The sequence below is a fragment of the Streptomyces sp. NPDC028314 genome (assembly GCF_055565795.1).
This window is the reverse complement of the sequence record NZ_JBVHTP010000009.1, coordinates 163591-175371: the sequence shown is the minus strand read 5'-3', so window position 1 is coordinate 175371 and position 11781 is coordinate 163591. Positions and strand designations below refer to the sequence as shown.

12 protein-coding genes are annotated in these 11781 nt (G+C 74.9%); 9 read left to right on the top strand and 3 right to left on the bottom strand.

Going from position 1 to position 11781, the window contains the following annotated elements; all coding sequences use genetic code 11:
• Positions 1-1143 precede the first annotated feature (1143 nt).
• From ACZ4TG_RS21695 to ACZ4TG_RS21685, 3 genes are read left to right on the top strand one after another with little or no spacing between them, the layout of a single operon-like run.
• Positions 1144-2475, top strand: a complete 1332-nt coding sequence (locus ACZ4TG_RS21695) for an LLM class flavin-dependent oxidoreductase (RefSeq protein ID WP_468165171.1) — start codon at positions 1144-1146, stop codon at positions 2473-2475.
• Complete coding sequence (locus ACZ4TG_RS21690; protein WP_468165169.1) at positions 2472-4046, top strand: FAD-dependent oxidoreductase; 1575 nt, start codon at positions 2472-2474, stop codon at positions 4044-4046. The genes ACZ4TG_RS21695 and ACZ4TG_RS21690 overlap by 4 nt, the downstream gene beginning before the upstream one ends.
• Positions 4043-4408, top strand: a complete 366-nt coding sequence (locus tag ACZ4TG_RS21685; RefSeq protein ID WP_468165167.1) for a 4Fe-4S dicluster domain-containing protein — start codon at positions 4043-4045, stop codon at positions 4406-4408. Before ACZ4TG_RS21690 ends, ACZ4TG_RS21685 begins: the two co-directional genes overlap by 4 nt.
• 69 nt (positions 4409-4477) lie before the next feature.
• Here the strand turns inward: ACZ4TG_RS21685 and ACZ4TG_RS21680 are convergent, their stop codons facing one another.
• Both ACZ4TG_RS21680 and ACZ4TG_RS21675 read right to left on the bottom strand, forming a co-directional pair.
• Positions 4478-5395, bottom strand: coding sequence for an NADP-dependent oxidoreductase (locus ACZ4TG_RS21680; RefSeq protein ID WP_468165165.1), 918 nt, complete (start codon positions 5393-5395; stop codon positions 4478-4480).
• Between the two features lie 126 nt (positions 5396-5521).
• On the bottom strand, positions 5522-6262 hold the full coding sequence (locus tag ACZ4TG_RS21675) for a DUF2470 domain-containing protein (protein WP_468165163.1): 741 nt from the start codon (positions 6260-6262) through the stop codon (positions 5522-5524).
• Between the two features lie 206 nt (positions 6263-6468).
• On the opposite strand from ACZ4TG_RS21675, the gene ACZ4TG_RS21670 reads away from it, so the two are divergent.
• From ACZ4TG_RS21670 to ACZ4TG_RS21655, 4 genes are all read left to right on the top strand, one after another.
• Positions 6469-6864 carry a cell division protein SepF gene (locus tag ACZ4TG_RS21670; RefSeq protein WP_468165160.1) on the top strand — a complete coding sequence of 132 codons (396 nt, stop codon included), beginning with the start codon at positions 6469-6471 and terminating at the stop codon, positions 6862-6864.
• Positions 6865-6931: 67 nt separating this feature from the next.
• Positions 6932-8326, top strand: coding sequence for an AAA family ATPase (locus ACZ4TG_RS21665; RefSeq protein ID WP_468165158.1), 1395 nt, complete (start codon positions 6932-6934; stop codon positions 8324-8326).
• Positions 8323-8694, top strand: coding sequence for a nucleotide pyrophosphohydrolase (locus tag ACZ4TG_RS21660; protein WP_468165156.1), 372 nt, complete (start codon positions 8323-8325; stop codon positions 8692-8694). The genes ACZ4TG_RS21665 and ACZ4TG_RS21660 overlap by 4 nt, the downstream gene beginning before the upstream one ends.
• 123 nt (positions 8695-8817) lie before the next feature.
• A complete protein-coding gene (locus ACZ4TG_RS21655) occupies positions 8818-9303 on the top strand; it encodes a DUF6099 family protein (RefSeq protein WP_468165154.1) in 486 nt (161 codons plus the stop codon).
• Between the two features lie 105 nt (positions 9304-9408).
• Here ACZ4TG_RS21655 and ACZ4TG_RS21650 read toward each other — a convergent pair whose 3' ends face one another.
• Positions 9409-9711 carry a hypothetical protein gene (locus tag ACZ4TG_RS21650; RefSeq protein ID WP_468165152.1) on the bottom strand — a complete coding sequence of 101 codons (303 nt, stop codon included), beginning with the start codon at positions 9709-9711 and terminating at the stop codon, positions 9409-9411.
• A gap of 204 nt (positions 9712-9915) precedes the next feature.
• Here ACZ4TG_RS21650 and ACZ4TG_RS21645 point away from each other — a divergent pair, with 204 nt between their 5' ends.
• Both ACZ4TG_RS21645 and mmuM read left to right on the top strand, forming a co-directional pair.
• A complete protein-coding gene (locus ACZ4TG_RS21645) occupies positions 9916-10839 on the top strand; it encodes an LLM class F420-dependent oxidoreductase (RefSeq protein ID WP_468165150.1) in 924 nt (307 codons plus the stop codon).
• Between the two features lie 16 nt (positions 10840-10855).
• The gene (gene mmuM / locus ACZ4TG_RS21640) at positions 10856-11764 is read left to right on the top strand and encodes a homocysteine S-methyltransferase (RefSeq protein WP_468165147.1); all 909 of its coding nucleotides are present in this window, start codon (positions 10856-10858) and stop codon (positions 11762-11764) included.
• Positions 11765-11781 lie beyond the last annotated feature (17 nt).

The window sequence follows — 11781 nt, the reverse complement described above, 5'->3', positions numbered from 1 at the left end:
CAACCCCGCCCGGGCCGGGTGCCCGTGCCCTCCGGCCGGGTGCCTGTGCCCCCCCCAGCCGGATGCCCGGGCCCCCCGGCCGGGTGCCCGTGCCCCCGGCCGGTGCCGTGCCCTCCGGCCCGGCTGCCTGGGCCCTCCGGCCGGGTGCTCGTGCCGCCCGGGTTGGGGGCTGGGCCCTCTGGCCGGGTGCCTGTGCCCTCCGGCCCGGATGCCCGGGCCCTACGGGCCGGAACGGCGCCGCCCGCTGGCCGTCCCGCCCCTGCGGGTCCCGCCGGCCGTCCTCGTCCGGCGGGTCGCGCTGGTCCTGCGGGTCCACTGGCCCTCCCGGCCCAAAGGGGCGGGGAGGGCCTGCCGGTCCGGCTGGCCGTCCCGGACCTCCGGGTCGAGCCGGTCCTTCGGGTCTTGCCGGCCCTATGGGTGGCGCTGATCCTGCCGGTCCCGCTGGCCGTCCTGGTTCTGCGGGTCGCGCTGGTCCTTCGGGGCCTGCCGCTCCTGCGGGTGGCGCTGATCCTGCCGGTCCCGCTGGCCGTCTTGGACCTGCGGGTCGAGCCGGTCCTTCGGGTCTTGCCGGTCCTGCGGGTCCCGCTGGTTCTGCGGGTCCCGCTGGCTCGAGGGTCCTGCTGGTCCTGCCGTTCCTGCTGCTGGCCTTGCGGGTTCAGGCGGTCGCCGGACCTGCGGGATTTGCTGGGCTTGAAGGGCCCGAAGGGTCTGCCGGCCACGTCGGCCCCTGCCGGGACTGCCGGTCCCGTCGGGCCAGCCGGGCCCGTGGGGCCAGCCGGTCCCGTCGGGCCTGCCCGGTCTGCCGGGCCTGCCGGTCCCGTCGGGCCTGCCCGGTCTGCCGGGCCAGCCGGGCCCGTGGGGCCTGCCGGGCCTGCGGGTTCTGCTGGGCCTGCCGGTCCCGTGGGGCCTGCCGGGCCTGCCGGGCCTGCCGGTCCCGCGGGGCCCACGGTCCCGCTGGGCCCCCGGGGCCTGCGGGGGCGTGCCGGCCGGCCCCGGCCCGGACCCCGGCAGCCGGACACCGCCCCGCCCTCCGCCCCCACCCCCGGAGGGTTCCGCATCACACCGCCCCGCGGGTTCCCCCAGTGGGCCCGCGTCACCCCACGGGAGTGCCCCGCACGCCCGGAACCGACCCGAGGAACAGACATGACCGCACCCCGGACCCTCCACCTCAACGCCTTCCTCATGAACGCCGGGCACCACGACGCCGCCTGGCGCCACCCCGACAGCAGCCCCGAGCGGGTCACCGATCTGCGGTACTTCCAGGAGCTGGCCCGCACCGCCGAGCGCGGGCGGCTCGACTCGATCTTCTTCGCCGACGGGCTCGCCCTCTGGGGCAAGGCCCGCTACAACGCCCTCGGCGGCTTCGAGCCGCTGACCCTGCTCTCCGCCATCGCCGCCGTCACCGAGCACATCGGGCTCATTGCCACCGTCTCGACCACCTTCAACGAGCCCTTCCACACCGCCCGCAAGTTCGCCTCCCTCGACCACATCAGCAACGGCCGTGCCGGCTGGAACATCGTCACCTCCGGCACCGTCGACGAGGCCCGCAACTTCAACCAGGACGAGCACCTGGAGCACAGCCTCCGCTACGACCGCGCCCGCGAGTTCCTCGACGTCGCCACCAAGCTCTGGGACAGCTGGGAGGACGACGCCATCGTCCTCGACAAGGAGCGCGGCATCTACGCCGACACCGACAAGCTGCACCCCGCCGCCCACCGCGGGGAGTACTTCGGCGTCGCCGGGCCGCTCAACGTGCCCCGCTCGCCCCAGGGCCACCCGCTGCTCGTGCAGGCCGGTTCCTCCGAGGACGGCAAGGAGTTCGCCGCGCAGCACGCCGAGGCCGTCTTCACCGCGCAGCAGACCCTCGCCGACGGCCAGACCTTCTACAAGGACCTCAAGTCCCGGCTCGCCCGGTACGGCCGCACCGAGAGCGACCTGCTCGTCCTGCCCGGCATCGCCCCCGTCATCGGCTCCACCGAGGCCGAGGCCAAGGCCCTTGAGCAGCAGCTCACCGACCTCCAGGTGCCGGAGTACGGACTGGCCCAGCTGTCCGGCATGCTCGGCGTCGACCTCTCCGGCCACCCCCTCGACGGCCCGCTGCCCGAGCTCCCCGAGGAGCGGGACATCAACGGCAACAAGAGCCGCTTCACCCTCGTCGCCGAGCTCGCCCGCCGCGACGGCCTGACCCTGCGCGAGCTGATCGCCCGCCTCGGCGCCGGCCGCGGCCACCGGGTCTTCGCCGGCACCCCCGAGCAGATCGCGGACCAGCTGGAGGAGTGGTTCACCCAGGGAGCCGCCGACGGCTTCAACATCATGGCGCCCGTCCTGCCGACCGGCCTGACCGCCTTCGTCGACCACGTCGTGCCGATCCTCCAGCAGCGCGGCCTGTTCCGCACCGAGTACACGGGCCGCACCCTGCGCGAGAACTACGGCCTGGCCCGGCCGGCGAACCGCTACGCAGGGGGGACGGCGTGAGCGAACACCTCACCGACGTCCTCGTCGTCGGCGGGGGACCGGCCGCCACCTGGGCCGCCCTCAAGGCGGCCGAGGCCGGTGCCTCCGTCGTCCTCGCCGACAAGGGGTACTGCGGTACCAGCGGGGCGACGGCCGCCGGCGGCACCGGCGTCTGGTACGTACCGCCCGAGCCCGCCGCCCGCGAAGCCGCCATGGCGAGCCGCGAGGGCCTCGGCGGCTACCTGGCCGACCGCCGCTGGATGGCCCGGGTCCTCGACGAGACGTACGAGCGGATGAACGAGCTGGCCACCGAAGGCCGCTACCCCTTCCCCATCGGCCCCGACGGACAGCCGCTCCGCAACGGCCTCCAAGGCCCGGAGTACATGCGGCGGATGCGCATCCGGATCCGCCGCGCCGGGGTCCGCATCCTCGACCACAGCCCGGTCACCGAGCTGCTCACCGACGCGGACGGCGCCGTCGCGGGCGCCGCCGGCCACCGCCGCCAGGCCCGCGAGGACTACCGGGTCCGGGCCGGCGCCGTCGTCCTCGCCACCGGCGGCTGCGCCTTCCTCAGCGGGGCTCTCGGCACAAACACCAACACCGGCGACGGGGCGCTCTTCGCCGCCGAGGCCGGGGCGGAGCTCTCCGGGATGGAGTTCTCCAACGCCTACGGCATCGCCCCGGAGGGCACCTCGGTCACCAAGACGGCGTTCTACAGTTTCGCCACCTTCTACCAGGAGGACGGCGGCGTGCTGGAGGGCGCCGCCAGCCAGGGCGGCCGCTCGGTCATCGCCCGTGAACTGCTCACCGGTGCCAAGGTGTACGCGCGGCTCGACCGCGCCGACGAGAAGGCCCGGGCGGCGATGCGGCTCGCGCAGCCCAACTTCTTCCTCACCTTCGACCGGCTCGGCATCGACCCCTTCACCGACCGGTTCGCCGTCACGCTGCTGGCCGAGGGCACCGTCCGCGGCACCGGCGGCATCCGGATCACCGGGGACGACTGCGCCACCGGCGTCCCCGGCCTGTACGCCGCCGGCGACGCGGCGACCCGCGAGGAGATCTGCGGGGGCTTCACCGGAGGCGGCAGCCACAACGCGGCCTGGGCCATCTCCTCCGGCAGTTGGGCGGGACGGGGCGCCGCCCGGCACGCGCGGTCCCTCGGCTCGGGGCGCGCGGCGGCCCGTCAGGTGTCCGGGGCGGGCGGAGCGGGCCTCCGCCCGACGGGGGGCGCCGCCGGAGCCGTCGACCACCGCGCGGCCGTGGCCTTCGTACAGCAGGAGGTGCTTCCCTACGACAAGAACTATCTGCGGACCGGGGATGTCCTGGCCGCTTCCCTGCGCAGGCTCGACTCCGGCTGGCGGGACCTGCGCGAGGGTCTGCGCGGGGAGGGAGCCGAACTGGTCAGGGCCCGCCAGGCCGCGGCCATGACGGCGCACGCCCGCTGGATGTACGCGGCCGCGCTGGCCCGGACCGAAAGCCGGGGGATGGCCAAGCGCCTCGACCACCCGGGGCAGGACCCGGAGCAGCACCACCGGATCCTGACCGGCGGGCTCGACCGGGTCTGGACCCGGCCCGCGGAGGCGATCGCGTGATCGAACTGGTCTCGGCGCAGCGGTGCATCGCCTGCGACAAGTGCATCGAGGTCTGTCCGACCGACGTCTTCGACCGCGGCCCGGACGGCATCCCGCTCCTGGCCCGCCACGAGGACTGCCAGACCTGTTTCCTCTGCGAGGCCAACTGCCCGGCGGACGCGCTGTTCGTGTCCCCGCTGACCCGGCCGCTGCCCGAGGATCCGGCGGTCCGGGACGAGGCCGGGCTGGCCGGGAGCGGGCTGCTCGGCAGCTACCGCCGGGAGATCGGCTGGGGCCAGGGCCGTACGCCGGGCGCGCTCCGCGCGGTGGGGCCTTCCCTGTCCGGCGGGGGCGGGAGGCCGGGGCCGCCGATCACTTCGTGAGTACGGTGCTTCGGGTACGGGCGCCCACACCGCCGGGGCCGAACGCCCCGACGGCGTGGTCGTCCGCCCTCAGACGGTCAGGACGATCTTGCCCCGGATCGAGCCGGAGGCACTCAGCTCCCACGCCCGCGCGGCCTCGGCCAGCGGCAGGGCGTGCGCCACGCTGACCGTCAGCCGCCCGGCGTCGGCCAGTTCCGCCAGGAAGGTCAGGTCGGCGGTGTCGGGTCGCACCCACGGCTGGTGCGCGCCCTTGGCGGCGGCCTGCTGGTCGGCGAGGGAGGCCACCCGGTCGCGGTCCTTGACCAGGGACTGGAGCAGCTCGACGCCGTCGCCGTGGAAGTCGAGGCCCGCGTCGACGCCTTCGGGCGCCAGCTCGCGGATCCGGTCCTCTATCCCCTCCCCGTACAGCACCGGCTCGGCGCCGAGCGAGCGCAGGTAGTCGTGGTTGTGCGTGCCGGCCGTGCCGATGACGCGCAGGCCGAGCGCGACCGCGATCTGCACGCCCATGGACCCGGTGCCGCCCGCCGCGGAGTGGATGACGACGCTCTCGCCGCTCTTGGCCCCCACCCGGGTGAGCGACTGGTAGGCGCTCAGACCCGCCAGCGGGATGCCCGCGGCCTGTTCGAAGCTCAGCGACCGGGGCTTGCGGGCGAGGGTGCGCACGGGCGCGGAGACGAGTTCCGCGTAGGTGCCGAGCTGCACCCACTCCTTGCGGACGTAGCCGTACACCTCGTCGCCGACGGCGTAGTCGAAGGTGTCGGGGCCTACCGCCTCGACGACACCGGCGACGTCCCAGCCGGGTATGACGGGGTAGCGCACTTCGAGGATGGGGTCGAGGTATCCGAGGGCGAGCTTCCAGTCCACCGGGTTGACCCCGGCGGCCTTGACCCGTACCAGAACCTCGCCGGGCCCGACCTTGGGCTCCGGCACATCGGTGAGTTCGAGGCTCTCGGCGGGTCCGTACGCGCTGTAAGTGATGGCCTTCATGATCACGGACAACCCGGCCCGGGGAAGGGCTATTCCAGGGCGGGCGGGATCCTCCGGAGATTCTCCAGGGCCGCTCCGGCCCGCTCGTGTATTCCCGGCGTCCTCGGTGGGGGAGCCTCAGGATCCTTACGCGGGCAGCGTGTTGCGGTGCGAGCGGCGGCGGGCGGCGCTGAGCAGCGCCTGGATCTGCGCTCCCGACTGCTCGACGTCGTCCAGCGGGGAGGGGAAGGGCAGCCGCACGTCGCGGTGGCCGCGCGCCTCCTCCAGGCGCAGGGTGATCCCGTACCGGTCCAGGGCCAGCGGCAGGGCGCGCACCACGGTGGCCGCGGGCGCCGGGCTGACCAGGCGCAGCAGCAGGGTGACCAGTTCGGGGTGGTCGTCGAGCAGGTGGGTGAGCATCCCGGCCTCGTAGGGGGCGAGCGGGTCGGGCCAGGCCCGGTCCAGTTCGTCGAGGCCGATGTACGAGGTCCCCCGCGCGGTCTCCAGGACGGCCTGGCCGTATTCCACGCAGGTGCTCTCGGAGCTGTTCTCCGTGTACGGGGTGAGGAGGCGTCCCAGGATGGTGACCCGGGCACGCACCCGCTCCCGTACGGGGGTCGGGGCGATGTCGGTGAACTCCAGCCGGATCGCGGGCCGGGCGTCGTCGAGGGCGGAGGCCGGGTGGCCCGCGGCGGGCGCGGCGGGGTGCAGGTGCAGCCGGCCGAGCAGGTCCTCGTCCTCCAGCTGGTGGACCTCGCTGCGCAGCCCGTCCGCGACCACGGTCATGGAGTGGGCGGCGGCCAGGATCGACCGGACCCGCTCGGCGTCGGTGGGCTCGGAGCCGGCGGGCGCGGCGGCGGGCGTGGCGGGGGCACCGGACATGCGCATGTGGATCTCTCCATCGTCCGAAGAGTTGGTTAGGTATGCCTAACCTAACCCATCCGCCCTTCCGGCAGTACCCCGCCTCCCGGCCGGCGGAGGGTCTCGGCGATGCGTTCGGGCGGGCCGACGTCCCTCGTGTCGGTGTTGGGCTGAACGGGTGAAACGCGAGAGGATGGCGGGATGCACATGAAGCGCACGGCCGAGGCGGCCCGGTGAGCAGGTACGACGTCACGGACGAACAGTGGGAGGGGCTTGCGCAGGTGGTCCCCCTGCGCAGTCGCAACGAGTGGCCCTCCCGGGTGGACCACCGCACGATTCCCGCGGCGCCGGGGGCTTCCGCGGCGGAACAGCGGCGCTTCGTGGTGCTCCGGGTCCAGATCTTCGCGGACGCCCGGGAGGTGGCGGAGTACCTGATCGCGCAGATCCCGGTGCTGCTGGACCTCACGAGCGCGGACACCGAAGTGGCGAAGCGGATCCTGGACTTCAGCAGCGGCGTGGTCTTCGGGCTCGGCAGCGGGATGCACCGGGTCGACCGGAACGTCTTCCTGCTGGCGCCGGTCGGCACCGAGGTCGAGGGGATCGCGGCGGCGGCCGTCCCCCGATCGTAGGAAGCTCCCCGCGCCGGAACGGTTCGCCGGGACCACCGGGTCCCCGGCGGGCCGTACCGTCCGGCGCATGGAAGCCACTTCGGGCGCCGCATTAGCCGACGCCCCCGCCCCCGACGCCCCTGACCTCGGCGCCCCTGCCCCCGCCTCCGGCGCCCGGGCCCTCGCGCTCGAAGCCCCTGACCTCGCCTCCGGCGCGCCGGCTCTCGGCGTGCTTGCCTCCGACGTGCCCGACGTCGCCGCCCCCGCCTCCGTCGCGGCCGGCGTCCCCGCCCCGGCCCCCGCCCCCGAGGGTCCTTCGGTTCCCGCCGTCGCGGCCGGGGCCCCCGGGCGGCCCGCAGTGCACCACAGGCCCGCCGTCACCGAGTTGCGGCTGTCCGCCTTCGGCCCGCACCGTGCGGCCGCCTTCCCCCTCGGGCCCGTCACCCTGTTCGCCGGGCCCAGCGGCAGCGGCAAGTCCCAGGCCCTGGCCGCCTACGAGGCCCTGGCCGGGCTCGCCTCCGGGGCCACGCTGGAGGAGGTGTTCCCGGACCCGTCGGCCCGGGTGCCCGAACGGGCCCTGCCCGACGCGCAGCGCCGGCGCGGGTTCCGGATCGGCTGCACGGTCGACGGCCCCGCCGGGCCGGTCCGGCTGGACCTCTCCGTGCAGGCCGAGCCCGCGCTGCGCATCGTCGGCGAACGGCTCGCGGAGGACGGGCAGATCCTGCTCAGCACCGCGCTGCGCGACCCCGGCCGGCGCACCGTGCAGGCCGGCTGGCTCACCGGAGGCGCCGTCGGCGTGACCCGCGCCCCGCTGCCGGACGACCGGCTCGGAACCGCCCTGCTGCCGCTGCGCGTCGCCGGGGCCACGGCCGGGCAGCGGCGCGTCCTGGCCGCCGCCGAGCAGGTGGTGGTCGCGCTGCGCTCGGTGTTCGCCTGCGACCCCCGCCCGGACCGGATGCGCGGCCCCGTCCCGCCCGGGGCCGGCCGGCTCGGCGGCGACTGCGCGAACCTGGCCGACGTACTGCGCCGGACCCGCCGGGAATGCGGCACCCGCCACGCGCTGCTGACCGAGGCCGCCCGTACCGGCTGCGCGGGGCCGGTGGCCGGGCTGGACGTACGCGAGCTCGCGGACGGCTCCGTCACGGCGCTGCTGGACCGCGGCCCCGGCCGGCCCGGTACCGGATTCGCCGGGCTGGGGGCGGGGGAGCTCCGCTTCCTCGCCCTCTCGCTCGTCCTGCTGACCGGGCCGGGGGTGCTCGCCATGGACCCGGCCGCCGAGCTGCTCTCCGCCCGCCAGGCCCTGACCGTGCTCGCCGACGGGTTCGACCGCGGCCTGGACCGGCGCCAGTGCGCCGAACTGCTGAGGCTGGCCCAGCTCTGCTGCGCGCGCGGCCATGTCCGCCTGGTGGCGGCGGTCGGGGAGGAGTGCGCGGGAACCGCTCGCGCTCTTCCCGGCGTCTCGGTGGTAGACCTGACCCCATGAGCGACACGCACCCCCAGGAAGAGCGTCTGTACCAACTCCAGCGGCGGCTCGCGGATTTCGCGGCCGCCCGCGACTGGGCTCCCTACCACACACCGAAGAACCTGGCCGTCGCGCTGAGCGTGGAGGCGTCCGAACTGGTCGAGATCTTCCAGTGGCTGACCCCGGAACAGTCGGCGAAGGTCATGGAGAAGCCGGAAAGCGCCCACCGCGTGGCCGATGAGGCGGCCGATGTGCTCGCGTACCTGCTGCAGTTCTGTGAGGTTCTCGGGGTGGATGTGCTGGACGCGCTCGCCGCGAAGATCGAGAGGAACGAGCTCCGCTTCCCCGCGCCGGGCGGTTCGACACCGAATCGTCACTCTTCGGAGTGATGGCGTCGTCCACAACCATGTTTGTGTCCATAGATTTCCGAATACCCCTGGCTTTACTGGCTCGTTGCCTTCACTCTGGGTAGTGGAGGAATGGCGGGATGTCGTGCGGACGGGGGACGGCATATGGATGCGGTACGGCTCATCGCGGCCGGCCGGCACGCGCTGGCACAGAGCGGGGCTGCGTGGGACATCGTGGGCGAGGCCTGGCAGGCCCAGGCGCTCGCCCAGGGGATAGGGAGCTGGCTGGCGGTCACCGGGCCGCCGGAGCTGAGAGCGGAGGCACGGGGACTGGGTGAAGCGGGAGGCAGAGGCTGCGGGGTGCTCGACCGGGCGGCCCTGCGCGGCGAGGGCAGAGCGCCCGACCGTCCGCCGCGGGCGGCGCAGCTGAGCGAGGTGCCGGAGGTCCGCCAGGCGCTGCTCGGACTCCAGGCGCTGCTCGGTGAGGTCGGCATAGCGCTCGTCGGGGTGGCCTGCGGGACGGACGACGAGAGTCTGTACTGGCAGTGCATAGAGTCGATCGACGCGGCCGACGAGTCGAGCGACCGGGTCCGGGGGATCCTGCGCCGGATCTCCGTCCGCGAGCGGGGCTCCGCCTCGGGCGTGGCCTGAGGCTCCGGCGTGGCCTGAGGTCCGGCGGGCCTGCACCGCGGGATACGGGCCGGGCCCGGTGGCGGTGGTGGGGTCCCGTCGCGCGCGACGGGACCCGCGCGGTCGCTACGACCGGTACGAAGGGCGCTCGCTTCCGGGGGCCACGGTGCCCGGGGTGAGTGAGGTGCCGGAGCTGTCGAAGCCCGCGGCGCTGCCGGGCTGAGTGCGGTCCGGAGTGGACTGGAGGTCGGCGTCGAGCTGGGACAGGTCGGCGTTCAGCGCCGCCATCAGCTCCTCCATCTGCTGCAGCAGGCCCTTGGGCGCACCGCCCTCGGCGGGTACCGCCGGCTCCCGGCGTGCGTGCTCGTGCGCTGCCTGTCCGGTCTGTCCTGACGGTTGGGGGGTCTCCGGCACGGCCTCGTGGGACATGGCGGCCTCCTCGGCCCTGGCCCTTCCCGAAACGGAAGGGGGCGGTGGACGCGCCCGGCGTAAGGCCGCCGGCGCGCGGGCCGGGCGGTCCGGCTCCGTCCGAGCCAACGATCCCCATCCGTGCTGGTCACTGGCGGGGGGCGGGGTGGACCGTCCGGTTGACGCAGATTCACCCGGCAGGGGTGGGCGGGGCAGGATAGGGACATGGATCTCCGTATTTTCACCGAGCCCCAGCAGGGCGCGAGCTACGACACCCTCCTCGCCGTCGCCAAGGCCACCGAGGACCTCGGCTTCGACGCGTTCTTCCGCTCCGACCACTACCTCCGGATGGGGTCGGCCGACGGACTGCCCGGCCCCACCGACGCCTGGATCACCCTCGCCGGCCTGGCCCGCGAGACCTCGCGGATCCGGCTGGGCACGCTGATGACGGCCGGCACCTTCCGGCTGCCCGGCGTACTGGCCATCCAGGTCGCGCAGGTGGACCAGATGTCCGGCGGCCGCATCGAACTGGGCCTGGGCGCGGGCTGGTTCGAGGAGGAGCACAGGGCGTACGGGATCCCCTTCCCGGCGGAGCGGATGGCCCGGCTGGAGGAGCAGCTGGCCATCGTCACCGGCCTGTGGGCCACCGAGCCCGGCGCCACCTTCGACTACCGGGGAAGCCACTACCAGGTGGAGAACTCCCCGGCGCTGCCCAAGCCGGCCCAGGCCAAGGTGCCCGTCCTCATCGGTGGCCACGGCGCGAAGCGCACCCCGCGGCTCGCCGCCCGGTACGCGGACGAGTTCAACATGCCGTTCGCCTCGGTCGCGGACAGCGAGCGGCAGTTCGGCCGGGTCCGGGACGCCGCCGAGGAGGCCGGCCGGAGGCCCGGCGACCTGGTCTACTCCAACGCCCTCGTGGTCTGCGTGGGCAAGGACGACGCCGAGGTGGCCCGCCGGGCCGCCGCGATCGGCCGCGAGGTGGACGAGCTCAAGGCCAACGGCCTGGCCGGCTCCCCGGCCGAGGTCGTCGAGAAGATCGGCACGTACGAGGCCATCGGCTCCTCCCGGGTCTACCTCCAGCTGCTGGACCTCGACGACCTGGACCACCTGGAGCTGATCTCCGCCCAGGTGCTGTCCCAACTCGGCTGAGGGAGGCGGAACTCCGATGCCCCGTGCGTCCGGCCCGCTCGCCGAAGCGCTGGCCCGCAAGGCCGTGTTCCTGGACGGCGGGCTCAGCAACCAGCTCGCCGCCCAGGGCTGCGACCTGTCCGGCGGACTCTGGACGGGCCGGGTGCTCGCCGAGCGGCCGGACCAGATCGCGGCCGCCCACACGGCGTACGTGCGGGCCGGCGCCGAGGTGCTGATCAGCGCGAGCTACCAGGTCGGCTACGAGGCCTTCGCCGCCCGGGGCCACGGCCGGGCGGAGACCACCGCCCTGCTGGCGCGCAGCGTGAGGCTGGCCGCGGCGGCCGCGGAAGCCGCCGACCGGGAGGTCTGGGTGGCCGCGAGCGTGGGCCCGTACGGCGCGGTGCTCGCGGACGGTTCCGAGTACCGCGGCCGGTACGGGCTGGGCGTGCGCGAGCTGGCCGCCTTCCACCGGCCCCGGATCGAGGCCCTGCTGGAGGCGGGGCCCGACGTGCTGGCCCTGGAGACCGTCCCGGACGCCGTCGAGGCCGAGGCCCTGCTCGTGGTGCTCGCGGAGACGGGCGCCCCCGCGTGGCTGAGCTACACCGTCGCGGGCGGCCGCACCCGGGCCGGGCAGCCGCTGAGGGAGGCCTTCGCCCTGGCGGCCGCGGCTCCCGAGGTCATCGCGGTCGGCGTCAACTGCTGCGACCCGCAGGAGGTCCTGCCGTCCCTGCGGGCCGCCGCCGAGGTCACCGCCAAACCGCTGGTGGCCTACCCGAACGACGGCTCCGTCTGGGAGGCCGCCACGGGCACCTGGCGGCCCCCCGCCGCCCCCGCCCGCTGGCCCACGGCGTCCTGGCGCGCCGCGGGAGCCCGCCTCATCGGCGGCTGCTGCCGCATCGGCCCGGCCGAGATCGCCGCCCTGGCCGCGGGAGACCAGGCCGTCTAGCCGCGCCGGGCATGCAG

Bases quoted from the DNA above. Each gene is read 5' to 3' on its own strand.
- ACZ4TG_RS21695 (WP_468165171.1), top strand. From the start codon at position 1,144: ATGACCGCACCCCGGACCCTCCACCTCAACGCCTTCCTCATGAACGCC.
- ACZ4TG_RS21680 (WP_468165165.1), bottom strand. From the start codon at position 5,395: ATGAAGGCCATCACTTACAGCGCGTACGGACCCGCCGAGAGCCTCGAA.
- ACZ4TG_RS21675 (WP_468165163.1), bottom strand. From the start codon at position 6,262: ATGCGCATGTCCGGTGCCCCCGCCACGCCCGCCGCCGCGCCCGCCGGC.
- ACZ4TG_RS21665 (WP_468165158.1), top strand. From the start codon at position 6,932: ATGGAAGCCACTTCGGGCGCCGCATTAGCCGACGCCCCCGCCCCCGAC.
- ACZ4TG_RS21660 (WP_468165156.1), top strand. From the start codon at position 8,323: ATGAGCGACACGCACCCCCAGGAAGAGCGTCTGTACCAACTCCAGCGG.
- ACZ4TG_RS21655 (WP_468165154.1), top strand. From the start codon at position 8,818: ATGGATGCGGTACGGCTCATCGCGGCCGGCCGGCACGCGCTGGCACAG.
- ACZ4TG_RS21650 (WP_468165152.1), bottom strand. From the start codon at position 9,711: ATGTCCCACGAGGCCGTGCCGGAGACCCCCCAACCGTCAGGACAGACC.
- ACZ4TG_RS21645 (WP_468165150.1), top strand. From the start codon at position 9,916: ATGGATCTCCGTATTTTCACCGAGCCCCAGCAGGGCGCGAGCTACGAC.
- mmuM (WP_468165147.1), top strand. From the start codon at position 10,856: ATGCCCCGTGCGTCCGGCCCGCTCGCCGAAGCGCTGGCCCGCAAGGCC.